A 24362-nucleotide genomic window follows, 5' to 3' on the forward strand; every position below is an offset into this window, starting at 1 on the left:
TTCGCTGATTATTTTAAATTTTAGGCAGATTTATAAATAAGCGACTTTGTATCGCAAATAGCTTTTGAGAGCGACATAGGCTTTTTGAGTATTGGGTATTCTAATTCTATTTTCTAAAATTTCCTTCGATGATTTCTTTCGGATCTTTGCAAAAAGTGAAAGATAATATTTGTAAGCCAGATAGACACCAAACTTAGCCGAGGAAGGCAATTTTTTAATGCCCAAAAGTGCTTCTTGAAACTCCTTGTGGATTTCATCTTCAATCTGGCTTTTGAGTACATTATCAAATACAGCCATATCCAAATTTGGAAAATAAGTGCGACCGAGGATATGATAATCATCTTTGAGATCCCGCAAAAAGTTTATTTTTTGGAATGCAGATCCAAGTTTCATAGCATAAGGTTTCAAATCCTCATAGCGTTGTTTATCTCCCTCAGTAAAAACCTGTAAGCACATCAATCCTACAACCTCTGCCGAACCATAAATATATTCTTTATAGCGATCTGAATTATAATCTATCTTTTTCAGATCCATCTCCATGCTATGCAGAAATTGATTGATAAGGTCAATGTCGATGTCATATTTGCGTACGGTCTCTTGAAAGGACTGCAAAATAGGGTTCAAGGAAATTTCTTCTTCCAAAGCAGCGTTTGTTTCTAAATACAGGCGCCTCAATAATCGTTGCCGATCATATCCATGAAAACTATCGACGATTTCATCTGCAAGTCTAACATAGCCATAAATCGCGTAAATACTATGACGGATGCTTGGTTTCAAAGCCAAAATGCCAAGCGAAAAGCTTGTACTGTATTTCTCAGTTGTTTTTTTGCTCACTTCATAAGCGAGTTCATCAAATAACTTCTTCATGGTCTTATGATTTATGATATAATTCAATGGCTTCTTTAGCGACTATCTTTCCAGAAATGATGGACGGCGGTACACCAGGACCAGGTACAGTCAACTGACCTGTATAAAAAAGATTGTGCACTTTTTTATTTCTAACCTTTGGTTTCCATACCGCAGTCTGCTTAAGTGTATTGGCCAATCCGTAAGCATTTCCACCGTAGGCATTATAATCGTTCACAAAGTCGCTGACACAGTAACTTCGTTTATATGAAATCTGTTCGTATAGATTTTTTGTACCAGTATGCTTTTCCAGACGTTCTAACATGTGCATTAGGTATTCTTCACGTATATCCTCGTTATCCGATATATCTGTCGCCAAAGGCATCAACAAGAAAAGATTCTCAGCATTCGAGGGTGCAACATGAGCATCCGTTTTGGAAGGACAACAGGCATAAAACAACGGGTTTCGAGGCCATTTTTTCTCTCCATAAATACAATCTATATGATCATCTAGGTTATGTTCAAAAAATAAAGTATGATGAATCAGATTAGGAATAGTGGATTTCATACCAAGATAATAAATCAGGCTGGAAGGAGCAAAGGTCCGGCTTTTCCAATAGGCATCATCATAATTTCTCAATCCTTGGGGCAATAGCGATTCAATATGGTGATAGTCCGCTGAAGCAACAACAAGATCAAACTTTCGATTTTCACCATTAACTGTGAGCGAGGTGACCGCTTTATTTTCGATCTTAAGTGCTTCAACGCAGTGCCCAAAATGAAAAGTTGCTCCTTGTTTTTCAGCTACCTGCTGCATAGCCAGCACGAGCTGAAAAAATCCTCCTTTGGGGTAATACGTTCCCAGTGCATAACCGCCATAATTCATCAGACTATACAATGCCGGAATATCTTTGGGTGAGGCACCTAAAAAAATAACGGGAAATTCCATCAAGGTCCGTAACCTTTCATCCTTAAAATATTTTGCAACGTAAGTCCTAAAGCTTGATAACAGATCTAATTTGAACGCGCTACGTGCAATTTTTGGAGAAGCGAACTCCAACCAACTATGGCAGGGTTTATTGACAAAATCACGCATCCCGACTTCATATTTGAATTTAGCTGCCTGCATAAATTTGTCCAGTTTCCTACCTGCCCCCAGTTCAATCCGTTCGAATAATTGTTTTAAATCCTCGTATGATTCAGGCACACTGATCTGTCCGGAATTAAATATCATCTCAAACTGTGGATTCAATGAAACAAGTTCAAAGAAATCAGCTGTGCTATGGCCAAAATCCGAAAAGAAGGACTCTATAATATCAGGCATCCAATACCAGCTGGGTCCCATATCAAACCTAAAGCCTTCAGGCGTGGAAAACTGACGTGCACGCCCACCTGCCAGTACATGTCTTTCAAAAACATGCACGTCATAACCCGCCCTAGCTAAATAAGCTGCCGCCGAAAGCCCCGAAAAACCTGCACCAATTACTGCTACTTTCTTTTTCATTTTCTTCTGATTTTAGCTTCCTCTATACGTGGAGTACCCATATGGGCTTACCGTGATCGGAACATGATAATGTCTATTGTCTTTTATTTCAAATATTACCTCGATATACGGATAAAAGGTTTCTATTTTTTGATTCAGAAAATAACTTTGGGTATGAAATTTAAGCTTGTATATCCCTTTATTAGCGTCTTTTCCAGATAATAAAAAATTACTTATGCGACCGTTGGAATCCGTTTTTTCACTGGCTACAGCAGTCCATCGGTTATCTGGCGCCAACTTCTCCAAATCAACTTTAACATCCTGGGCTGGGTTTCCCTTAGAAATATCCAGAATATGACTTGACAATTGATAATGAGGTTTTTGTGCATAGGTTGTCAATCCAAAAACAAGGAAAAACAACATAAAAAAGTATCCTATTCTACTAATCATCTGTTTCGCTATATTTTAACTTTGTCCAATAATTGTTCTGCAGCAATGTTTTTATCGTAAATCACTTGGTGGAAATCGCTCAGTTTAGTTAACAAGTTGATAAGTATCATTTTTTCCTCATTAGTGAGATCACCTGAAACAATCCGAGTAGCGTGACGTATGCGTCCCATTTGCTGTTCCAATGCCAATAAACCAGTTTCTGTAATGTAAATCACCTTACTGCGCTTATCCAATTCAGATTCCTCCTGACTTACCCATCCTTGTTTGAGCAAACGATTTATAATAGCCATACCGACTGGCTTTTCATGAATATTTCGTTTGATCAATTCCATTTTTGTCATCTGCCCAAATGATTTTAGCGTAATCAAATAGATAAATTCCTCTTGGGTAGAAAAATGAGATCCCCAAATTGCAGCTTTTGAATAACTCTTAGCGAATCTATTCATATGCACAATTAGAGTACTGATGACACTCTCCGGACTACGCCCATTTTCCTTGCCTTCCCAATGTGGATCGACAAGCATATTACTTTGCTCATTTACAACCCAGCGCTTAAACCCTTCAGCATCATTGGCATAATTACCATTTAAATTATCTGCCTCGAATTGCTCAATCAATGGTAGGATTCCTTCTAAAAGTTTATACTTCATGACTCAAAATTAGAACACTAATATACTATTAAAGTTTTATTTATTTTTAAATAATGATTTTTTAGAATAAAAATACACTAAACACCAGGGAGTAGGTCTAGACATGGATTGGTAAAAACATCATTACGATGGAGTCTTAACCCTTAAACTAGGTTAAGGGTATTTCTTAAGGTAGTTTATTAATTATTATAGTTGGAATGGGATAACTTTGCTATAACTCATAATTCAACTACTGATAAGACATGAAAACAATTAAGTTTTACACGATTAATTATATGCGGGTTTTTACCATCATTTTATTTATGGGATTAACCGTAAACTCAACGTATGCACAAAAAATAAAAATCGAAGAAAGTAACCTTTCTGCTATACAGACCTCCATGTCCATACAGAATATCGATGGCAAAAGAGCTGTCCGAGTGACTAAATCACCAAAAGTGCTTGCTGACGATGAAGCAACCTATGTCAGGATCAATGACCTCGACTTTAAAGATGGCGTGATAGAGGTAAAAGTTTTATCACGGCTACTTCCAGATGCACCAGCACATGCCAGAGGTTTTATTGGTCTAGCATTTCGTATCAATGAAAATAATTCCCGATTTGAAAGTATCTATCTACGTCCTACAAATAGCATCGCAGATGATCAGTTGAGAAGAAACCGGACTATTCAATACTTTTCCTATCCAAATTTTAAGTTTACGGATTCCCGAGCTACTGCCCCTGGGCAATATGAGTCTTATGCCCCTATTCCACCAAATGAGTGGATCAAATTAAAAATTGAGGTAAAAGGTAAAACAGCCAAGCTATTTATAAATGACGCCAAGCTACCTAATCTTATTGTTAATGATCTCAAAATGGGCGCCGATAAAACTGGAGCCATTGGTCTTTTTGTCGATATCGGAACCGAAGGCTTTTTTAGGGATTTGAAAGTGACAAGTAAATAAGTCCTCAAATAGAGAAATTGAATTTTTGAACAGCTATATATAGCTGCAATATCTATTTATAATAGTTTATCAGAAGGACTCCCTCCCCTTCGTTATCCAGCACCAATTCACCGTCTTTTAAAACGGTACCGTCTTTAGCTAAAATCGATATCTGATATTTGGCTCCAGGTCTTCCACCGTCAATCGAAACGGAGAATCCAGCACCACCTATCGCATCTATCAATGTTACTGTCTTTTGCCAAGGGGCCGTAACAATCTCTTCATAGTCATTAGGAATATTATAAGGATCTGTAATTGTAGGGGTATATTGAACTTGCGCCGTTGTTGCAGGCCCCTTTAAGGTATAAGTAACCTGAAAGTTCGATGAATCTGAATTCTCGTCTTTTGTACAACTAAGGCAAATAAAACTAACGGTGCATAACAGCAAAAATATTTTAAAAGCTCTTTCCATAGATAAATCTAGTTTTGTCTTTAAACCCAATTATCGTACCAAATGAAGAATACGAACTATTCCTGAAGATTGATCCTAAAAACAATAAGTCCCCTATATGAAATGCCATTCAAAAGCAATCTTCCTATTTCTATCATTATTTAGCATTTAGCGACAGGAACCATATTGGAGGAAGCCTAATTAAGTAGCAGAGAGTAAAAATAATGATTTCATAAAAATCCAAAACATTATGTGGGCGATTCTGCTTATAGATATAAGCATGATAATAATGAAAATCAGTAAAAAATCTTGTAAACAGGTAATTATAAGGAAAAATATCTTGGCAAACAGGGCAAAGAATGCACTTTTATATAAACTTTAGATTGCATAGGCATACACTCGATCTCGCTATCGTGAACATAAATAAATATAAATAAGATTTGCAAAATTACATGGAAAATAATGATATCAAAAAACCTTATTCCTTTGAATTGGCATCGAGCTTATTAGCATTGACTCTCATCCTTGCTCTTATGTATGTTACACAGGGTGTATTGCTTCCTGTAATATTTTCAATATTAATTGCAATATCTCTATACCCACTTGCTCGATTATTTGAAAAAATAAGGTTGGGGAAGGCTTTCTCAGCGATATTGGCAGTTATTGTGTCCATTGCTTTAATTTCTGGGTTAAGCTGGTTTATAATCTATGAGAGTATCCTCATCGGGAAAGATGCCTCAGCTATTACTGAAAAGGTGATCTCTGTTTTGGAAAGCGGACAGAAATGGCTCGAGGAGACTTTTGGCATCGAACGTACGGAAATCATGGAGAAACTCCGTGAACAAACCAATAAAACAATGGGAAACGCTGGCAGTATGTTGTCAAGCACTTTTGGGTCTATTGGCAATATATTGGCAAGTGCGATTCTGGTACCCCTGCTGACTTTTTTCTTATTGTATTATCGTGACTTCTTTCGTGAGTTCTTCTTTAAAGCATTTAAATCCTCACCACAACATAAAGTAAACGAAGTATTAAATAAAATCTACAATGTCGTACAAAGTTACCTTGTTGGTCTGATCACAGTAATGGGCATTGTAGCAGTATTAAATACAGTGGGCTTAATGGTATTGGGAATCGACTATGCATGGTTCTTTGGTTCATTGGCATCCCTATTAATGCTATTACCTTATATCGGAATAGCTATCGGATCTATTTTGCCTGCACTTTTCGCTTTGGCAGTAAAAGATAGTGCCTGGTATGCAGTAGGTGTGGTAGCATGGTTTCAGGTGGTACAATTCTTAGAAGGTAATATTATTACCCCCAATATAGTGGGTAGCAAAGTCAGTATCAATCCTTTAATGGCAATTATCGGCATTCTTTTAAGTGGTATGCTTTTCGGGTTAGCTGGATTAATCATCGCTTTACCTTTGATAGCAACACTAAAGGTGATATTTGATGCGAACCCAAATATGGAAGCCATAGGTTTCTTGATCGGTGAACCTGAGAAAGAACACCTCAAGCGTAATTCCACGCAGGAACTGCTGATGAAATGGGGAATTGTAAAAATGCCAAAAAACACTAAAAATATAAAAATGGACATAGACGTACATATTGAAGATAAAACTAAAGGTACGCCTAATACGGAAATAACTTATACCGAAATCAATGAGTCTGAAGAACTCCCTTATAAAGATCCACCGAAAGAGGATTATAAAAATGCTAATAAATGATTTAACCTAAAAAAAGCAAATTGTAAACCTCTTAATGGGGTTAGAAATAGGCCAGCATACTCCATAAGGATAGATTTATTTCGCGGTGACATTTTCTGTACTCGTTGAATTTTTAAACATACGGCCTGAAAATAAAACGTTCAAACAAATATCGGATTCAAACCATAATGATTTGTAAGCCATATTTATATTGATAGCCTGTTTTATTCCAAAATAGGCTACTGCAATTACTAAGTTAAAAATTGCTAAATAACACCATAGTAAAGCTATTGGTTTTGCATTTTTGATTATATTGTTTTTCATAAATATTCGAAAAATATGAAATGTCCAAACTGTAACGAAACACTACTGATGACGGAGCGTCAACGAATTGAAATAGATTACTGCCCAAACTGTAGGGGTATATGGCTTGATAAAGGTGAGCTGGATAAATTATTGGAACAAGCAGGCAACGACAACGACAGTAGCTATGCTAACAATAGAGAATCTAGCAATTACGATAAGTACGAAAGAGAAAATTATCAATCACAGCAACACTACAGCGATAATAGGCACCATTCGGACAATCACAAGTATCAACATGGTCGAAAGAAAAAATCTTTTCTCTCCGATCTTTTTGATTTTGACTAAAAATAGTCTATTTGAATTATATATCAACAAGTCTGACATATATCGGACTTGTTGATATAGAGAATAAAAAAACATTTTTAGTGTGTATAATTCGCCTTCAGCATTTTGATCTCTTTTGGCCTTACCAGAACATTCCGCAATCAACAACATATAAAGGCATTTACGTTCAAACCTCGATTGCTAAGAAACCGATATTGAAAGAGGCAGATCTAATGTATTAAGCCTTCGGTACCGGGGCATTTTTTACAATGAGTTTTTCATGCTTTAATTCCTCCCAAAAATCGGCCGGTATCTTGGTCTTGAAGGACTGGGCATTTTGTATTGCCTGCTCGACGGTATGTGCGCCTGGTATAACACCTGACACTTCGGCTGGGGCCGCCGCAAACTGTAAAGCTGCTGTTCGCAGATCCACAGCATGATTTTCAGCTACACGCTGTAAGGCGTTCAGTTTTTCCTTTACCCCGGCAGGGAACGTTCCATCATATAAATAACGGTCTTTACCAGACAGAAATCCAGCACATAAGGGTGCACCTACAACGATGGACACATCTTTTTCAGCTACTTTTGGAAAAACCTTATTCAGATCATCCTCATGTTTGATCAATGAATATTGGCAGGCAGAAAGAAAGATATCGGGATCTGCAACACTCAATGTCTGCAATATAGGTTCAATGGTATTAACACCTAACCCCCAGCCTTTGATAATCCCCTCTTCTCTCATTTTAGTCAGCTCTGGCATCGCCCCTTTGGCCGCCGCCTCAAAATAGTGCGCATAACTATCTTTCATATTGCCATTATCAGGTGAAAGGTCATGGATAAAAACAATATCTATAGACGATAAGCCCAAGCGCTGCAGACTATCTTCCACACTTCTCCTGACACCAGCAGCACTATAGTCATACTTATAACCAAAATTTAGTTTCCCCTTCCATAGTATTTGTTCCATCGTAAAATCTTCTTTCGGTTCCATAAGTCGCCCTACTTTAGTCGACAGTGTAAAACTGTCACGCGGTTGGTCTTTTAAAAACAGACCCATTCTACGTTCGCTGATCCCCAGACCATACCATGGAGAGGTATCAAATAATCGTATCCCTGCATTCCATGCGGCCTCTATTGCTTGTAGACATTCAAGATCTGAGTTTTGCTGAAATCCATTACCCAATGCGACCCCACCAAATCCAGCTTTATCAACGGGACGAAATCGTTTCTTTTCTGTTAAATTTTGAGCTGTTGCCATTTTATGTTCTTTTAATGTTGTTGATAAAATATCAGGTGTCGCCGCACTCAGTGCAAAACCTGCACCCGCAAGGGCTGTCTCTGCTAAAAATTGCCTTCTTTTCATATGTCTGATCCTATCGGTCTCATTTCCGTTCGCTTAACATTCTGGCCGAAAGTTCATCATGTGCAGTCAAATCCAGCCGTAGCGGCGTTATGGATACCAGTTTATTTTCTACCGCCCAGCGATCTGTCCCTTCCTCCGCCGGCTCAAGTGGTACTACCGTAATCCAATAGTTTTTTCTTCCCATGGGATCCTGACCAGGTACTACATTGCCATCATAGAGCCGCACCGATTGTCTTGTCCATACAACTCCCTCTGGTTTTGGAGGGAAATTCACATTATATAGCGCAGGACCTTTATCATTGAGCAAGATCTTGAGTACATCATCGGTCCATTGAGATAGTCCTTCAAAATCTGGCTCCGTCTTGCCGACTGGTGTACTCAGCGCGATACCTCTAATACCGAGGAGCATGGCCTGTTTTGCCGCAGCAAGTGTGCCTGAATGCCACATGGAATTACCAAGGTTGGACCCCATGTTAATGCCCGAAAGCACAACCTGCGTATCGGGAAACATATGCAAGCCTAGCGCTACACAGTCCGCAGGTGTCCCATTCACCCGAAAAGCATCAATTTCCTCAAATGTAATGGGGGCAGTACGATAACTCAGGGGGCGAGAATGAGTAATGGCATGACCCATGGACGACTGCTCAACATCTGGCGCAACAATCCTAACGGTACCAAACTGCCTCGCGGTCTTTGCTAGGGCGGCTATGCCTGGTGAATAGATACCGTCGTCATTGGTGATAAGTATATTCATATTAATTGTCCTTTTCTATGAAAACCAATCTCAAGCAGGCTTTGTTCAGCTGATATGAAAGAACATGGCAAAAAAATAAGATTAGTACACAATCCAGCTGCTGGGGATGATGACAATGGCGACAAAGACGAACTATGTCAGCTGATTGAAGAACTGGGACACCATTGCACAGTAGTCGCTAAAAAAGATGCCGTCAAAAAGATCGATCCAGAGACCGATATCATTGCCTTAGCCGGTGGCGATGGCACGATAAAAATGACTATTATGGCGCTATTAGAAAAAAAGCTACGATTTAAAAGACCGATAGCGATCTTGCCCCAGGGGACAGCAAACAACATCGCCATTTCTTTGGGTATTCCTTTGGACTGTAAACAGGCTATGAGTCTATGGAGTCAGTTCCAGCTTAAAAAATTCGATGTTGGGATGGTAACAGGTCTAGAACGAAAACCCTTACATTTTATCGAATCTATTGGCTTCGGTCTATTCCCCATACTGATGGAGAAAATGGGTGAAAAAAAATTAAATACCGCCAGTGCAGAAGATGAAATTAGGATCGCGCTCAAGCAACTCCGAAAATTAGCGCTGACATTCCCAGCCAAAGTGCTCAAACTCGTAACCGCTACGGGTAGCATTGAAAAAGACTGCATTATGGCTGAAATCATGAACATCTCGAGCATGGGCCCCAGACTGGTACTAGCTTCGGATGCTGATCCGGGAGATGGACAATTTGATATTATAGTCGTAAGCGCCGATCAACGCCAGGAACTGGTTGCTTATATAGATGGGTTATTGAATAAAAAGAACGTGACATTTAATATTGAGCCTATTAGAGCAAGCCGCTTAGCCATGGAGTGGCAGGGAACAGAATTGCACATTGATGATGAGTGCAAGGCTTATGCTGGAGAGCAACTCAAGATTTCATTGCTCGATAGCTTGATCGAAATTATTGTGGAAGGCAAATGATATTCTTAATCAAAAAGAGATTTGCCATTCCAAAACTAGTAGCAGATCAGTAAGCACAAATAACTAAGAAATAAAATGTATCTTACCTAGAGAATTGCTATCCCGCTATTATGTCCAAAAAGAACATCGAAAAGATCAGCCTATTGATAGAGAGAATTAAAGACTGGAATAGTTTAAATGATGATGAACTATTTCAGTTAATAAAAGAGTTTGAGAAAATGCCAAGGTTAGAAGTTTCCGGATTTTACAATGACCTTTTTAACGACGCCAAATTGGTGGAAAACCTTTTGGCTATTTATGACAACCATTGTGACAAGACCAAGCTTGTTGTTCTTCTAATCTCTTCCATCGGAAATATGATACAGCGATATCACATACCTGAAACGAAGGCCATTTATGAATTCATGTTGAAAAATACCTATAGAAAAAATGTAGGTGCTTATGTCGCTTTATTTCTGCCAAGATTGATTTCTTTTAAAACATATAATAGCAAATGGAAGTATATTATGGACATCAAAATGATGTCGCCAAAAAAGGTAGCGGAAAGTGCTTTTGAAAGCTTAATAGATTTATATATGGATAGTATTCCGGTAGAATATAAAGTTGTGGCTAGCGATTATTTTAAAAACAAAGCGCAAAAGTCTAATAATGAATATGGAAAGCAGTATTATTTAGATTTAGCAAGTAAAATTCGGTAAATGATGAGACTGTAACCTGAACTGTGTCAGTTCTTATGGACCAAAGAAAAAAGCGCGACTTTGAATATTAAATTCGCTGTCGCGCTAACATTGAACACTAAATTACCAATCTTTTATCAATTTAAAGGCAAAATAAATGCCTTGATTGCTGTCAATTTTATTGTTTCACCAATCTGAATTTTTGTGCGTTTCCTGTATGTGCTGAATAGATCTGTATCGGGGTATCGTCTGCGGTACTTGAACCATTTACATCCAGGTTTTTACCCGGAGCAGATGCAGGCTCCAGATTATAATTACCGCTTCCCACATAGCTGATCTTCCACCGTTGCGCAGAAGTGTTGGCAAAAGTGGCGACCTGTACAGGTGTACTGTTTACCGATCCCCCACCCCGTACTTCCAGTACTTTAGTCGTATCAGCAACGCTCTTCAATGCAAAATATCCACTACCCACACTTCTCAACTTCCATACCTGATTGGATGATGTCGGATAATTGTAAGTCCATAAAGTAACATCTTCACCATTAACGGGTGGATTGCCATTAACATCAACGAGCTTGCTAGGTTCTTTTGTTAAAGCGGACGCGATCTTGTAATTCGCTCCATTGATCAGAATACCCTCTGGCGAATAAAATGTAATCAATAAAATATCGAGATGTGCATAAGTTGCGAGTTTGCTTGCTAAGTCAGTTTCACCATAATAGCGTGATAATGCCCAGGCGTACATCTTTACACGTTCACCGCCAACAGTTTTAGTTGGAAAGTAGGATTTCATTGCATTATCAACAGAAGCATCATAACTAATTCCGTCCACCCCATAGGTATTCAGTTTACTATACATATCGTCCATAACCACCTGCTGCTGTGCAGGGGTCTTACCGTTCAAGTCTGACCAGTTACAATAATAGCTCACCTTCCAGCCGAGCTGTTTGAATCCCGTCAAATGCTGTGGATACATGCTTTCTATCAACACTCTATTTTTAATAGAATATAGGCTATCCATTTTCTTCAGTGTCTTTAAAAACAATTGTTCATTTGTAGCGCTATTCAAATCTTTACAATCTAACCAAAGTGATGTAAAATCTGGAAGCTTATTGTTTAGATTCGCAAAATACTGTTCCAATGTCTGCCCTGTGGCTGTTCCGGCTTCATGGCCTATAAGACAGGTCGGTTGACCATTTTTATTGGCTACATATATATCTACTTCGAGACTCTTGATACCTTCGTTGATAATCTCATCAACTTTAATCAGATCGTTAGCACGATGTGCACTGACAAATGTCGGCCCAGCCAATGTCGTATTGACTTTACTCATTTTTTGGGGAGCGTTCTCGTCATTTTTGGCAATATCTTTCTGACAGCCGACAAATAAGTAGATCATACAGGCAAACAAACAGACTGCCTTACCAAACATTAACGTTGTTTTTCTCATAATTTTTGTATTTTAATATTAAGTTTATTCATTTAAAAAGCAATTTTTCTGGATGTCATCCGACCTTCTCCATGGAGATTCAGTTGATGTACTCCCAGTTCCAAAATACCATAAGCATTCTGATCAGCGGTTTCGATCATCCCTTCAAGTGTAATCATCGGAATACCTTTGTAACTTGCAAAATTACCCGGATGATGATGGCCGGATATCACGGCCTTTACAACGGGGTATTTCTCAATGAGGCCCAATATCTCTCGATTATTCAATGCTTCGAGACCGTTCTCAGGATACAAGGGGTGGTGTGTAAAGACAATCACCTTTTTTGCCTTTGACTGTGCCTTTTTGAGCTGCTTTTCCATCCATTTGAGCTGCGTTGTGCTTATGCCACCATTCCAGGGCTGATCATTGCCTCTTTTTCCTGTTTTGAGTCCATCATTAAGCATCTGCCAGGTCTGTCGCTCACCCGATCCTGCTTTGGTGGCATACTCGGCAAGTTCATTGGTATTAAGCAGGATAAATAGCCATCCCTCCTTCTCTACTGTATAGTAAGGATTCGGCATTTTATAAGACTTATATAGGCCCGATCCATCCTCAACATCCACATAATCATGATTTCCCAAAATATTGTAGATGGGTCTTTTGAGTTTGTGGAGTCGCTGAAGTGCGGGGGTCAGATCTTTTGGCCCTACATCGACCAAATCGCCTAGCATGACTGTAAAATCTACCCCTTCCTTATTGATAGCCACAACAGCCGAATCCAATTTGGCAAGTGAATTTCGGTAAAAACGGCTACCGTGGGTATCTTTATCCGCATATTGTGGATCAGCTATCAGACCGATCCTGACCACCGATTGTCCTTGCCCCATACTATAAAATAGGCTGAAGAGCAGCGATAAAAATAACTTTATTCCCATCCTGGATTTTGTTTTAGATTATTATTCAAAGTGATTTCATTCAAGGGAATACATTCGAGATAATCCCGATTTTCCTTAAACCCATAACCATTGGGCAGCTGTGTCACAAAAGGATCCAAGAGACCATCCGCATCAACTTTATAATTAATTTTAGTACCTGTCCAGTCTGAAGCCGCGAACGGGTAGCCTTTGGGACGTTTTCCTTTCAGCAGCTTATGTGCGGCCCATCTGCGGATATCGTCATAGCGAAATCCTTCTGCCCCCAGCTCGACAGTACGTTCACGACGGATTTCTTTTAACTGGTCTGATAAATTATAACCATAATCAGCATACCTGTCGTTATTAGGATCGTTGGTAATAGCAAAATCCGGCATACCTGATCTTTTCCGGAGCAGATTGATCGATTTGGCATAATCGACTGTTTCGCCAAGTTCAGCCTTTGCTTCGGCATAATTCAATAATGCTTCGGCATAACGGAAGACAATGGCGCCCGTTTCATCACTTGAACTCCAGGAAACCCCGCCACCCGCCAAAGCCGATTTTGGATCATTTCCCTTCCGAATCTGGAAACCAGTATTATTCAAGGCCTCACCGGATTTATCCAAAAATGGTTTCTTAAAGGTAGCTTTACCGAAGGTATTGTCCCACATCAGCGCACCCGGTGTCCAGATCGTCTGGGACAGTCTTGGGTCACAATCTGTCCGAATTTTTTCTAAAAACGCATTACCTTTCACCGTCTTGCCAAGGGTAAAATAATCGTATGGCTGACCATTTCGCCCCAGATAATGCTGCACCTGTTCGAAAGTCATGGATATTCCCGCAGTACGGTCAGATACATAGATCTGGAAGGAGTGCGACAGATCGCGGTTGACAGCATAAGCTTTCCAGAGGATCACCTCTTTATTGGCAAGTTGGTCTTTCAGGGAAAATAATTTACAGTAATCGTTTTCAGGATCATTATTGCTATATAGGGACATGCCATATTTCGTGTCCATCAACGTTTCGGCAGCCGCAGCAGCTTGACGGAAGTACTTATTGGGATCGACGCCAGCTGTACCAAATGCTGTACCTTTGTGGTATTTCTGCCAGCTGCCTTCGAATAAGGCGACTCTGGATTTGAAGAGCAGGGCAGCCTGTTTGGAAAGCCGATTGTTTTTACCTTTTACTGTAGCCACTGGCTCCAGATATTCTATCGCTTTATCTAGGTGTGCCAAAATCGAATCGACTACCGTTGTACGTGGGTCACGTGCTTTGAATAGTTCCTCAGAGTCCATCTCCAATGGCTCCGTATACCAGGGAACATCACCGTAGAGCCTGACTTTTTCGAAATAAAACCAAGCTTTAAAGAAGTGCGCCTCGCCTAAAAACTGCTTATATTTTTCAAAAGGATCTTTGCATTTCGTATAATTCTTAAAAAAGATATTGACACTACGGATATTACCCCAGGTCCAGTTTCCGCCTGATGAAACCGGCGATTCCGTGCCATTTAAAACTGTACTGGGCGAACTGGATATCTGCACATCGGATCCACGGGAGCCATCCCAACCGATCACACCGAGAAAACTACCTACGGTATTAAAAGCCGGGAATACCGTATAGAATTGCACCGTATAATTCTCCAGGTCTTTGGCTGTTTTCCAATAGCTTTCGTTTTCAATCTGTGTCAATGGCGGTCTGTCCAAAAACTCTTCGGAGCAGGAACTGGCCAACAGTACGATAACTGCCGTATATAATAAGGTTATGATTTTTTTCATTGGTTATTGATTTCTTGATATAATTTTCTTTCGCCATCCAAGTAGCTTCCTTTACATTCGAATCAAATGCTGTTACAGCGAAATATTTATCCCGAATGCCCAAATTGCCTGCGAAAACATGCCCTTGCCATCTCCATATTGGCCCAACATTGCTGTTTCGGGGTCAAATCCGCTTGGGAGTTTGGACAAAGTGTAGATATTCTCACCGGAGAAATAAATACGGGCGCGTTTTAATCCGATTTTCTGAAGCATTAACGGCGGGATGGTATAGCCAATCTGCAGATTTTTAAGGCGTGCATAGGCACCATTCTGCAGGTAGCGCGTCTGCATTTGCTTATTCTTGCTATCTTGAGTTGTATTACTGTAAGGCCGCGGAAAATAAGCTTCAGTATTTATACCAAGTCCCGAATACCGGTCGCCTTCGGTATCCCGGTAGTAATCCATGTGATGAGGGAATAGCGAAGACTGATTCCAGGCCCTAAAACCCCAAAACACATTACCATCCAGCCATAGATCACGTTTTCCCGTACCTTGAATAAACACCGCGATATCAACATTTTTGTAGTTAGCTGTTAAATTAAGTCCATACTGATAACGACGCGTCGAATTACCAATGATTTTAAGGTCACCGTGGTCATTGATGGTGTTTTTACCATTATTGATTAGGCCGTCTCCATTGAGATCCCGGTACTCAACGTCCCCCGTCTGCCAGGCCTGGCCGTTGATAAATTTTTGATAACCTGATGCATTGATCTCGTCGGCACGTTCCTTGGTTTTGATCAATCCGGCAGTTTCATAACCCCATATTTCACCGTCATCTTTGCCGATATAATCCGTTGTCAGGATACCTGTAGGGTTGGTATACTTTGTAATTATATTTTTATAATCAAATACATTTGCTGCTACGGAATAGTTAAAATCCGAGCCTATTTTTCCATTCCAGCGCAAGCTAAAATCCCAACCCATGGTTTTGAGCTCCGAATTATTTTTCCTCGGAATAGTGGCACCCAACACGGCTGGCAATGCCTGTGCCGGTCCGAGACGATCATAAGTCAGCCGTTGATAATATTCAAATTCGGCCTGCAGCCGGTTTTGGAAAAATCCCATTTCGATGGCGGTATTCATGGAGCGTGATGACTCCCAGGTAAGATAGCGGTTTACCAGGTTTGGCGCTGTTGTGTAAGCGGGCCGCATTCCATCAATAAGCCAGCCCAGATTACTTTGCACCCCTAGTAAGGCCAGATCCTGATAGGAGGCAACGTTTTGATTACCGAGCTTCCCCCAGGAGCCCCTTAGTTTCATAAATGGAATATAATCCAGCAGTGGCTGCCAAAACAATTCCTTAGAAATCACCCAACCAACAGATACGGAAGGGAAAGCCCCCCAGCGTCTGCCACGGGAAAATTTGGATGTACCATCATAGCGCACATTTGCCTCAATCAAATATTTGTCCGCATAATTATAATTTAATCGTGCAAAATAGCCTAAAGTTGACCAATGCGTGAGTCCGTCACCGACCTGCATTTCACCAGTTGCCGTTGTAAAAGATGGGATATCGGGGACAATTATTTCCCGTCGTAAGCCACTCATGGAATCCAGTTTACTGATTTCATTCTGGAAGCCAGCCAGCGCCGTAAAATGATGATCTGTTCCTAAATCTAAATTATAGGTTGTATAAATATTGAGCGCTTTGTAGGTTGTATTGGATTTTTTCTTTTGAATATACGAAGGCACGGTAAGTGCTATTGGCACCAATGTGCCGTCTACTTCATCTTCATAGGCGACCTGATTGACCCCGGCATAGTCAAAAATCTTATAATCTATCGAATAGTCGGCATTTATTTTCCAGTTTTTAAGCGGACTGATTTCTGTTGCCAGGCGTTGTACCAGCGTATTATTTGTTAATTTCTGACACCCCGCCTGCATCTGTGGTACACGTGAAAGCTGCGAGTAATAACCATTTGGCGATTTAAGGAAAACCTCGGGATGCGTTCTCAAAATCTGGTGTATAATCATACCATATTCCCCTTCACCATTATATATAGGTCTATCACGCACTGCATTTGTCAGACGCGTATTGGAACTGATCTTCCACCAGTCCGTAATATTGGCGTCGATCTTGCCCTGAAAATTGTAGCGTTTATATTTATCGTCTACCATTTTCAGCACCCCTTTTTCGGAAGCATGTCCCAGCGACAAAAAGTAGGACATATCTTTTGATCCTCCTTTGACAGAAAGGTTTTCCTGCATCCGCTGACCATTTCCGTAATGGATATCGATCCAGTCGTTATTGCCATTTGAGAATTGATAGGTAGACCACTTGCGGGGGTTGTTGGCATCGGGCACAGTTTCGGGCAATGTCGGGTCATCTATATACGCGATGATCCGATCTATTGTGGATTCGGAAAACAACCTAGCAACCCCCTGGTTGTCATGCATCTGATTCATGGCCCGTGCGAATGTGTAGGAATCCACCATCTTCGGTTTATCGATAATGGTTGTCGGCCCCCCATTCATTGAAAAATCAACCTGTGGCTTCTGATTTGCCTTTCCCGATTTGGTTGTAATCAGTAAGACCCCATAAGGTGCACGGGCACCATAGATTGCCGAAGCAGCGGCGTCTTTTAAGATAGAAACACTTTCGACAGTATTCGGATCAATCGTATTAATATCACCTGCGGTACCATCGATCAGAACATAAGGCTTACCCTGCCCCCTGATCTGCACAGAGGGAGCCGCACCAGGTTCAAAACCATTGTTTCCGTAAGCTATCGTCAGGCCACTGACTGTTCCATAAAGCGATTGAGAAACATTGTTTACCGGTCTATCCTGTAGGCGCTTGCCATCGACAACGGCAACAGATCCCGTCAGGTTAACTTTCTTTTGGACACCATACCCGACCACCACCACCTCATCGAGTTCACGTGCCAGGCCAGTTTCCAAACGTATCACGAGATCCCCTGCGCGCTCATTCGTCACCAAGGTATCCACTGCCTTGAACCCCATAAAATGCACGGATAAGGTGTCCGAAGGGAAAATTGAATGGAGCAAAAATCCCCCCTTATCATCACTTTTGGATTTTGTATTGGCACGCTTTAAATTTAAGGTAGCCCCGGAAACGGGCATACCAGATGGATCCACGACTTTTCCAGAAATGGATCTTCCCTCTTGTTGTGTCTGCCTCGCCAAAACAAAGCCATTATCAGTCTTTTTTACCTGAATACCATAAGGAGTCAGTAATCTCCGTAAAACTTGTTCCAAAGATTCATTTTTTGTGTCAAATTTGGCTATACTAATACTTTTTAGGCCTAAGCTCTCTGTGAACGAAATGTCTGATCCCGACTTCTTCTGAAGGTCTATGATAACGTCGCGCAGTGTGGTCTTTTGATAATTTTGGTTGTATATTTTGCCATTTGCCTGTGCAAATGTACTGTTCCAGGGGACAGCACTAGAAAATAGCAGCAGCGCCCCCCCGAGGGTTAAAGAAAGGTATTTGTTGCTTCTTTTTTCTTTTATAATTAGTTTTTTGTTAATCATTTGTTAATTTTGTATTGATTAAAGGTTTTACATCCATGAAACCGATTATGGAATCGGGTCAGATAGATTCCATAATTTTCTGTAAAGGGTCTTACACTATGTGAGCCCTTTTATTTTTAGTATAAAATGATCTCTTTTCCCTCCTGCTTATTTTTGATACTGATCTTTTTTCCGGTCAATAACTGAATCTCTTCTAGCGCAGCTTCCATTGTTTTGGATTGCCGGAAGCTGATGTTGTAGCGATCCATTAATAGTTTTTCATCAGCTGTATAGAGTGTGAATCCGTAGAAATTTTTAAAGTTTTGGTTCAATTCTTCAAAGCTGGCCTGATCTAGCTTAACATGGTCAGACAACCAGGATGATTCCAAAGCATACTCAGCATTGGTCAATTTAAAATCACTAGACTTGCGATCATAGACTATATTTTCATCTGGCATCAGTGTGCGCAGATTTTTTAAGTTATCGTCAACTCGAACCTTACCTGTACGCACGGATACGGATGTATTATGGATATCAGGATAAGCTTTGACATTAAAACTGGTACCCAGCACCTTAATATGCAATCCACCACCATGGACGATGAATGGTCTGGAAGGATCTTTTTTGACATCAAAGAAAGCTTCTCCATACAGATTTACCTCCCGCTTGCGGTTGTAGTCACCAACAGTAAGACTAGAATTCGCATTCAGGATCACTTTTGTACCGTCGTTTAAGATGACTGTTTTCCGTTCGGCGGTACCGGTGGATATAGTTCCTTTATTAAGATAGGCTGTCTTGATTGGCTTGATAAGATTATCGATCTGCGATACCGAAAAGTATTGATGATATAAAACGGTAGAAAGTATCAAGAATAAGATGCTCGCAACAGCTCCATATAAAAAGCGATATCGGTAGCTCGATCGCTTGACTGTGTATCCTGCCGCAGCATCAATAATCCGGGTCCTGAGATCGCTTCGTTCCGGAACGAAGTTTATATCTGAAGTTTCGGGCTCTTGTTGGTCCAAGGTTTCGTACCAATATTCCAAGATAAATTTCTCGGCTGCATTGGCTGTACCATCTTGGTACTTCTTGATTAGCTTTTTTAACTGTTTGTGATCCACGCGTAATCTTTTCTAGGTTTGCTCTTTCTAGTAAGACAGTTGGTGAGAATCAAAAGTATGTAAGGAATTAAAAAAAATTATTTGATCAGCAAAAATGATAATAATGCTGTCAATGAACGGGCAAATTCAGGATGCCGTTCGATCAACATGGCTTTGATGCGACGGTGCATTTCAGCACTGTAACCTTTGACAGTCTGCTCCGCAAGGCCTAATGCGACAGCAATCTCTTTTAGTGTAAAATCTTCATTTCGTAGCTTAAAAATCTTTTGCATATGATCTGGCAACTCGTTCAAAATTTCCGAAAACAAGGTATTCAAATCTTTTTCAATTAATAGGTTTACCAAGGAGAGATCCACAACCTCGAGATGTATTGACAGCCTATCTTTCACATCCTGATGAAGTTTTACCTTGACAAAATAGTTCATAATTTTATTCCGGAGGGCTACATGGAGGTAATTATTGACTGAGCCATGCACAACGATGGACTCTCTTTTAACCCAGAGATTGACGAAAAGGTCCTGCACAAGATCCTCTGCGTCCTGCAAATTTCCAATTTTTAGGAAAGCGCTTTGCGTTAACTTGTCGGTATGAGTATTCACCAACATTTCAAAATCAGAAATATCTTTGATTAATAGTGTCGATTTCATAATCTTTCTGCTGGCGATATGATTGGTCGTCACAACAAACTTACATGATTTTTTCAATTTAAAAATCTAATTATGAAAACAAACGTTTGCGTAAATTTGATATTATCTTTTCAGTGCATTTTGTACTTGCTTTTTCACAGAAGATTAAATCTTTCCGCAATTTCGAAGTCGGACAAATTCACTCTTCTACGGTTTTCCTATCTCTTTGCGTGAGCAAAGAGACAAGATCACCGTTCTTTCTCAAATGTTCGGAAAGTCTGTTATAGTGTGTTGATAGTGCCTATTTTTGAAAAAGTATTTTCAGAATAGACATTGTTATGGTTCAAGACGATATGGACAACCAAATTGTCATTATAAAGATCCTCTATTTGATAAGAACCGGATATAATACGTTAAATAGCATAACCGTTATAAAATAGAATTAATGACCGTATAAATCCCGACAATCAATGAAATCAAAAGGAATGCGAGTATAATAAAGCAGCCTATTGTTACAGCTCTATCTTTCCAGCTCGATTTAGCTGCTTCGGCTTCACTAACCTTAATCATCGAAGGATCTTCAATCTGTTTTAAAACAATCTCAGAATCTTTAAGCATCCAAGAGACCCCTTCCAATGCAATATTCTGAAATGCCTGTTCTTGTTCCTGATGTTCAAAATCCTTGGCAGCACATAGTAACTGATAAGGAAACAATCTAAATTACTTCAAAATTAAACGCATTATTCTGTCGATTTTGTTATCTGCTCACGTAAAATCTTTTCACGGTTAGCATCCCAGTATTTACAGTCAAGTTCAATAAAGATTGAACTATAGGGAACCAAGGATTCTGTTTTCAACACAACCACTTGAAAAAGTTCTGCCGCCTGATCCATTTTTCGAAAAACATCTTCATGCATTAAAGACTGCAATTTTACCTGATGAAGTATTGTATCCAAGCTCCTTTTATATTCCTTTAGCCCCGGAGCAATACTGTCATCCAGATATCCGATCTCTTTATCCGTGTAGAAAATAGGTTTGACATGAGGCTGCTGATTGAGCAGTCCAACCACGCCGCCAAGAACTTCCGGCATTGGCTTTTCTGTATCAATAAACAGAATATTATCTCCGGCAGGTGCAGGATAGGCCTTGTCGACAACTAGGATCCAATTGCGATGACCAAGTAATGGGAGCTTTCGCGAAAGAAGCTCATGCCAACCCGGTTCTATTGTAGGATCAGCTAAATGGCTCGGAGAGGAATTACATCCAATCATCACACAAAGAAAAGCCATCAACAATGAATGATATCCCCATTTGCTCATGACCATAGGATATTAATTTTATCACCCTTATGTAGGGCTAGTTTATTACTAAAAACTACAACTAGACGTCCATTTGCACGTTTTAATTCCCCTAGCGCTATAGGCTCGTCATTTTGTAAGACCTTGATTTTCTTTTTATCCGTTGTCAAGTCAGCAGAATTGCCCAAATGGAATTCATTGAGCTCCAATTGGCCATATTGCAGGGTTAACTGACAATCACATTTTCCCGTTTGTTGCTTTTGGGTATAAGTCCCCCAGCCCTGTGCTGTAGTAAACGGAGCTTTGAAATCGGCGGCTCCGATCTTGGGCGCAAATCCGATTTGGCCCTTGGGGCCATGGTAACTGAAACCACAGGCATTGATAAAGGTTCCGTAACTCGCCATCGCACGCGCATAGTGATCGCTGCATTCAATTTCGTTAAAGGGATTTCTTTTTGCAGCATGGTAACGGTCGTGAATTACCCTGGTCATGACCAAACTCTCGTCGATCATGCCCTCAGCCATCATGTGCGCAGCTACTTGATGTTCAAATCCGCTCATACATTCATGAAAATAACCCAATTGCCAAGTGGTATTATCCCCATAGGCTTTATCCTCATTTTTTGGATTGGTATTCATGACCATCCCCCCTTCACCTGCCAGCGCATAAGGTCTACCCCCAAGATGCGTCTTGATATAAGGCCCTACATCCATAGTGAAGTTGTACTTCCATAGCGCTTTCAAGGCGGACAAGGTTTTCTCTTTACTATTGACACGCGGCATATCCACCTGCGAACACCAGGCTTGTCCATACACTTGATCGATATGACAGGTATTATAGGAACCTAGCTTCGTACGCCCTGCTGCTGCATTCGGCCGATGGATATAATACTCGCCATTAAAGAGATGTTTGTCCATATTTTCCGATCCTTTTTTGACATAATCCAGGCAAATCTGCTGAAACTTCTTATCACCAACTTCTCCTGCCATATATCCAGCTGCCTGCACCGCCGCTAGACAGAGCCCGACAATCCAGGCGATTTCTCCCTCCCAGACTGCATCTAATGTATTTTCCATTGGCGTATCGGTCATGCCATCTCCGTTTTTATCCTGATCGAGGACAAACTGAATCGCCTGTTTAAGTTTTGGCCAGTTCCGTTTTAAGAATGTTTCATCAGTACTCATCTGATGATCCCGATAAAAACGAAGGATAACACCAGCCTGCCCGTCGATGGCGGGTCTTTTTTCGTATTCTGCCCGGAAGATAATTGCGCCCGTTTCTGGCTGAAAACCGACTCCGAGATCTGTTACTTCACGCAAATTCCGTTCAAGATCAGGGAATATACGGCCCATGGACTGTCCATATTGCCAGACATGGGTACAAGTACCGGCACAGGCACCAATACCCTCCCAACCCCAGAACCTTCCCGAGGCAAAGCGCATGGTATTCGCCGTGGCCAGCGTTCCGATATTAACAAAGGTCCGATCCATAAACCAATGCGGTAATGTCGAATCATTCCAAGTCTGCTGCCACACTAGCGTTTCTACATCAAGCTTTTCTCTGTTGGCTATATAGTAATCGATTACGGCTACGGCATCCTTAAATTTCGTGCCATACCAATATCCGGCTTTGGCATCTTTAAGATTTTCCTGCAACTTTGGATGGGGATGGTTAAAGTGCCAGGAAATCGCAAAAGAAATTTGGCTATTTTCTTTGGATTTTATTGTACGCTTGACAGTAAAGGCTCCAACCTGAAAATCAGAAAAACCGATTACTGAATCACTATTATCTGGTTTTAAGCTATGTGGTGCTACAGGCCATTTTTTTAATCTGGTAACCACCTCCGCCTGTGGATCTATACATGTAAAAGCCATGGTTCCAGAATCTCCAGCTTGCCTGGCAGCATCAGGCACTTGATCACAGCTATAACCAAGTACTTTGATACCTGATCCCTCAGCCAAATGCGACACCTTTTTGACAGCATTGAAATCTTTACGCCCCTTATGGACTCCATTCTCCATCCAACCGGTTATAGCGACTTCAATTGTTCTATCAGTCTTATTCTCAAGCGTTATATGCAAGGTTGTCAGTGGCAAAGAAGAATTATCTTGGTCTAATGGAATAAAAGGTGAATAGGCCGTAAGCACAACATCCACAGGAAAGTCTGCACTACTGTAAGTTATACGACAGGTGGGATAAGTGGGTTCAAATACAATCTCATCCCAATGGTTTTCCCGAAGTTCCTTGACCACATGCTTACCATTGAAAAAAACGGACACAGCAAAGCCTTGTTCCATACCACGAAGATTATCGGCAATAGCTGGTTCGACATAGGCAGACCCATCACGTGGACGAACACGTACAAGTTCCTGCCCGTTATTCCACATCACGTTTTTCGGTTCTATTCCTTCGCGTTCACCATCATATGCAGTATTAAATATCTGCCACAACCATAGTCTACCATCACCACCGATATAGACCGTACCTGCATGCAAGCCTCCTACTGGCATGCCGATATAACGTAATTCGTTCTTACTTTTTCGGTAGGCAATTTTCTCGCCCCTCTGATATAAAGAGGCTAGCCATTGCTTATCTATATCCTTCTGCTCAGTAATATTGTGTATCGGGTTGTCCCAGGAAAATATTGATTTGGACCAAACTGTAAAATGACTGCCCAGTACAGCAAGACCAATTAAACTCGTTTTCTTAAAAAAGCTTCTTCTATCCATACGTTTTATATAATCACCATCCGGGATTTTGTGGAAGTAAATTTTTTGTTTCTAT

The 24362-nt window shown here is 40.5% G+C and carries 22 protein-coding genes; 5 read left to right on the top strand and 17 right to left on the bottom strand.

Annotated features, from left to right (window positions below; all coding sequences use genetic code 11):
* Positions 1-30 precede the first annotated feature (30 nt).
* From OGI71_RS13205 to OGI71_RS13220, 4 genes are read right to left on the bottom strand one after another with little or no spacing between them, the layout of a single operon-like run.
* On the bottom strand, positions 31-867 hold the full coding sequence (locus OGI71_RS13205) for a phytoene/squalene synthase family protein (protein WP_282255948.1): 837 nt from the start codon (positions 865-867) through the stop codon (positions 31-33).
* Positions 868-871: 4 nt separating this feature from the next.
* On the bottom strand, positions 872-2350 hold the full coding sequence (gene crtI, locus OGI71_RS13210) for a phytoene desaturase family protein (RefSeq protein WP_282255949.1): 1479 nt from the start codon (positions 2348-2350) through the stop codon (positions 872-874).
* A 12-nt stretch (positions 2351-2362) separates the two neighbouring features.
* On the bottom strand, positions 2363-2779 hold the full coding sequence (gene uraH, locus OGI71_RS13215; RefSeq protein WP_282255950.1) for a hydroxyisourate hydrolase: 417 nt from the start codon (positions 2777-2779) through the stop codon (positions 2363-2365).
* Between the two features lie 8 nt (positions 2780-2787).
* Complete coding sequence (locus OGI71_RS13220; RefSeq protein WP_282255951.1) at positions 2788-3429, bottom strand: helix-turn-helix domain-containing protein; 642 nt, start codon at positions 3427-3429, stop codon at positions 2788-2790.
* A gap of 242 nt (positions 3430-3671) precedes the next feature.
* Here OGI71_RS13220 and OGI71_RS13225 point away from each other — a divergent pair, with 242 nt between their 5' ends.
* Positions 3672-4373 (top strand): family 16 glycoside hydrolase, encoded by a 702-nt coding sequence (locus tag OGI71_RS13225; protein ID WP_282255952.1) that lies wholly within the window; start codon positions 3672-3674, stop codon positions 4371-4373.
* Between the two features lie 52 nt (positions 4374-4425).
* On the opposite strand, the gene OGI71_RS13230 is transcribed toward OGI71_RS13225, so the two are convergent.
* On the bottom strand, positions 4426-4824 hold the full coding sequence (locus OGI71_RS13230; RefSeq protein ID WP_282255953.1) for a hypothetical protein: 399 nt from the start codon (positions 4822-4824) through the stop codon (positions 4426-4428).
* Between the two features lie 431 nt (positions 4825-5255).
* Here OGI71_RS13230 and OGI71_RS13235 point away from each other — a divergent pair, with 431 nt between their 5' ends.
* Complete coding sequence (locus OGI71_RS13235) at positions 5256-6533, top strand: AI-2E family transporter (RefSeq protein ID WP_282255954.1); 1278 nt, start codon at positions 5256-5258, stop codon at positions 6531-6533.
* A gap of 75 nt (positions 6534-6608) precedes the next feature.
* On the opposite strand, the gene OGI71_RS13240 is transcribed toward OGI71_RS13235, so the two are convergent.
* The gene (locus tag OGI71_RS13240; RefSeq protein ID WP_282255956.1) at positions 6609-6836 is read right to left on the bottom strand and encodes a hypothetical protein; all 228 of its coding nucleotides are present in this window, start codon (positions 6834-6836) and stop codon (positions 6609-6611) included.
* Positions 6837-6851: 15 nt separating this feature from the next.
* Here OGI71_RS13240 and OGI71_RS13245 point away from each other — a divergent pair, with 15 nt between their 5' ends.
* Positions 6852-7163 (top strand): zf-TFIIB domain-containing protein, encoded by a 312-nt coding sequence (locus OGI71_RS13245; RefSeq protein WP_282255957.1) that lies wholly within the window; start codon positions 6852-6854, stop codon positions 7161-7163.
* A gap of 217 nt (positions 7164-7380) precedes the next feature.
* Here the strand turns inward: OGI71_RS13245 and OGI71_RS13250 are convergent, their stop codons facing one another.
* Positions 7381-8505, bottom strand: coding sequence for an aldo/keto reductase (locus OGI71_RS13250; protein ID WP_282255958.1), 1125 nt, complete (start codon positions 8503-8505; stop codon positions 7381-7383).
* A 19-nt stretch (positions 8506-8524) separates the two neighbouring features.
* Positions 8525-9259, bottom strand: a complete 735-nt coding sequence (gene surE / locus OGI71_RS13255) for a 5'/3'-nucleotidase SurE (protein WP_282255959.1) — start codon at positions 9257-9259, stop codon at positions 8525-8527.
* Positions 9260-9313: 54 nt separating this feature from the next.
* On the opposite strand from surE, the gene OGI71_RS13260 reads away from it, so the two are divergent.
* Both OGI71_RS13260 and OGI71_RS13265 read left to right on the top strand, forming a co-directional pair.
* On the top strand, positions 9314-10222 hold the full coding sequence (locus OGI71_RS13260; protein WP_282255960.1) for a diacylglycerol kinase family protein: 909 nt from the start codon (positions 9314-9316) through the stop codon (positions 10220-10222).
* Between the two features lie 110 nt (positions 10223-10332).
* Entirely contained in the window at positions 10333-10920 is a 588-nt protein-coding gene (locus OGI71_RS13265) for a hypothetical protein (RefSeq protein WP_282255961.1), read from the top strand.
* Between the two features lie 157 nt (positions 10921-11077).
* On the opposite strand, the gene OGI71_RS13270 is transcribed toward OGI71_RS13265, so the two are convergent.
* The 9 genes from OGI71_RS13270 to OGI71_RS13310 form a co-directional block, all read right to left on the bottom strand.
* Positions 11078-12349 (bottom strand): RICIN domain-containing protein, encoded by a 1272-nt coding sequence (locus OGI71_RS13270; RefSeq protein ID WP_282255962.1) that lies wholly within the window; start codon positions 12347-12349, stop codon positions 11078-11080.
* 32 nt (positions 12350-12381) lie between these two features.
* On the bottom strand, positions 12382-13263 hold the full coding sequence (locus tag OGI71_RS13275; RefSeq protein ID WP_282255963.1) for a metallophosphoesterase: 882 nt from the start codon (positions 13261-13263) through the stop codon (positions 12382-12384).
* Positions 13254-15017 (bottom strand): RagB/SusD family nutrient uptake outer membrane protein, encoded by a 1764-nt coding sequence (locus OGI71_RS13280; protein WP_282255964.1) that lies wholly within the window; start codon positions 15015-15017, stop codon positions 13254-13256. The genes OGI71_RS13275 and OGI71_RS13280 overlap by 10 nt, the downstream gene beginning before the upstream one ends.
* A 72-nt stretch (positions 15018-15089) precedes the next feature.
* A complete protein-coding gene (locus tag OGI71_RS13285) occupies positions 15090-18554 on the bottom strand; it encodes a TonB-dependent receptor (protein ID WP_282255965.1) in 3465 nt (1154 codons plus the stop codon).
* Between the two features lie 116 nt (positions 18555-18670).
* Positions 18671-19654, bottom strand: a complete 984-nt coding sequence (locus tag OGI71_RS13290) for a FecR domain-containing protein (RefSeq protein ID WP_282255966.1) — start codon at positions 19652-19654, stop codon at positions 18671-18673.
* A 77-nt stretch (positions 19655-19731) separates the two neighbouring features.
* Positions 19732-20301, bottom strand: a complete 570-nt coding sequence (locus tag OGI71_RS13295) for a sigma-70 family RNA polymerase sigma factor (protein WP_282255967.1) — start codon at positions 20299-20301, stop codon at positions 19732-19734.
* Positions 20302-20709: 408 nt separating this feature from the next.
* Positions 20710-20994 (bottom strand): hypothetical protein, encoded by a 285-nt coding sequence (locus OGI71_RS13300; protein WP_282255968.1) that lies wholly within the window; start codon positions 20992-20994, stop codon positions 20710-20712.
* Between the two features lie 26 nt (positions 20995-21020).
* Positions 21021-21605, bottom strand: coding sequence for a hypothetical protein (locus OGI71_RS13305; RefSeq protein WP_282255969.1), 585 nt, complete (start codon positions 21603-21605; stop codon positions 21021-21023).
* Positions 21596-24307: a GH116 family glycosyl hydrolase gene (locus OGI71_RS13310; RefSeq protein WP_282255970.1), complete on the bottom strand. Its 2712-nt coding sequence runs from the start codon at positions 24305-24307 to the stop codon at positions 21596-21598. The genes OGI71_RS13305 and OGI71_RS13310 overlap by 10 nt, the downstream gene beginning before the upstream one ends.
* Between the last annotated feature and the right edge of the window lie 55 nt (positions 24308-24362).

Source organism: Sphingobacterium sp. ML3W (assembly GCF_029542085.1).
Classification (GTDB): domain Bacteria; phylum Bacteroidota; class Bacteroidia; order Sphingobacteriales; family Sphingobacteriaceae; genus Sphingobacterium.

Excerpts from the sequence above, each read along its gene's own strand:
- OGI71_RS13205 (WP_282255948.1), bottom strand. The coding sequence starts at position 867 with ATGAAGAAGTTATTTGATGAACTCGCTTATGAAGTGAGCAAAAAAACA.
- crtI (WP_282255949.1), bottom strand. The coding sequence starts at position 2,350 with ATGAAAAAGAAAGTAGCAGTAATTGGTGCAGGTTTTTCGGGGCTTTCG.
- uraH (WP_282255950.1), bottom strand. The coding sequence starts at position 2,779 with ATGATTAGTAGAATAGGATACTTTTTTATGTTGTTTTTCCTTGTTTTT.
- OGI71_RS13220 (WP_282255951.1), bottom strand. The coding sequence starts at position 3,429 with ATGAAGTATAAACTTTTAGAAGGAATCCTACCATTGATTGAGCAATTC.
- OGI71_RS13225 (WP_282255952.1), top strand. The coding sequence starts at position 3,672 with ATGAAAACAATTAAGTTTTACACGATTAATTATATGCGGGTTTTTACC.
- OGI71_RS13230 (WP_282255953.1), bottom strand. The coding sequence starts at position 4,824 with ATGGAAAGAGCTTTTAAAATATTTTTGCTGTTATGCACCGTTAGTTTT.
- OGI71_RS13235 (WP_282255954.1), top strand. The coding sequence starts at position 5,256 with ATGGAAAATAATGATATCAAAAAACCTTATTCCTTTGAATTGGCATCG.
- OGI71_RS13240 (WP_282255956.1), bottom strand. The coding sequence starts at position 6,836 with ATGAAAAACAATATAATCAAAAATGCAAAACCAATAGCTTTACTATGG.
- OGI71_RS13245 (WP_282255957.1), top strand. The coding sequence starts at position 6,852 with ATGAAATGTCCAAACTGTAACGAAACACTACTGATGACGGAGCGTCAA.
- OGI71_RS13250 (WP_282255958.1), bottom strand. The coding sequence starts at position 8,505 with ATGAAAAGAAGGCAATTTTTAGCAGAGACAGCCCTTGCGGGTGCAGGT.
- surE (WP_282255959.1), bottom strand. The coding sequence starts at position 9,259 with ATGAATATACTTATCACCAATGACGACGGTATCTATTCACCAGGCATA.
- OGI71_RS13260 (WP_282255960.1), top strand. The coding sequence starts at position 9,314 with ATGAAAGAACATGGCAAAAAAATAAGATTAGTACACAATCCAGCTGCT.
- OGI71_RS13265 (WP_282255961.1), top strand. The coding sequence starts at position 10,333 with ATGTCCAAAAAGAACATCGAAAAGATCAGCCTATTGATAGAGAGAATT.
- OGI71_RS13270 (WP_282255962.1), bottom strand. The coding sequence starts at position 12,349 with ATGAGAAAAACAACGTTAATGTTTGGTAAGGCAGTCTGTTTGTTTGCC.
- OGI71_RS13275 (WP_282255963.1), bottom strand. The coding sequence starts at position 13,263 with ATGGGAATAAAGTTATTTTTATCGCTGCTCTTCAGCCTATTTTATAGT.
- OGI71_RS13280 (WP_282255964.1), bottom strand. The coding sequence starts at position 15,017 with ATGAAAAAAATCATAACCTTATTATATACGGCAGTTATCGTACTGTTG.
- OGI71_RS13285 (WP_282255965.1), bottom strand. The coding sequence starts at position 18,554 with ATGATTAACAAAAAACTAATTATAAAAGAAAAAAGAAGCAACAAATAC.
- OGI71_RS13295 (WP_282255967.1), bottom strand. The coding sequence starts at position 20,301 with ATGAAATCGACACTATTAATCAAAGATATTTCTGATTTTGAAATGTTG.
- OGI71_RS13305 (WP_282255969.1), bottom strand. The coding sequence starts at position 21,605 with ATGGTCATGAGCAAATGGGGATATCATTCATTGTTGATGGCTTTTCTT.
- OGI71_RS13310 (WP_282255970.1), bottom strand. The coding sequence starts at position 24,307 with ATGGATAGAAGAAGCTTTTTTAAGAAAACGAGTTTAATTGGTCTTGCT.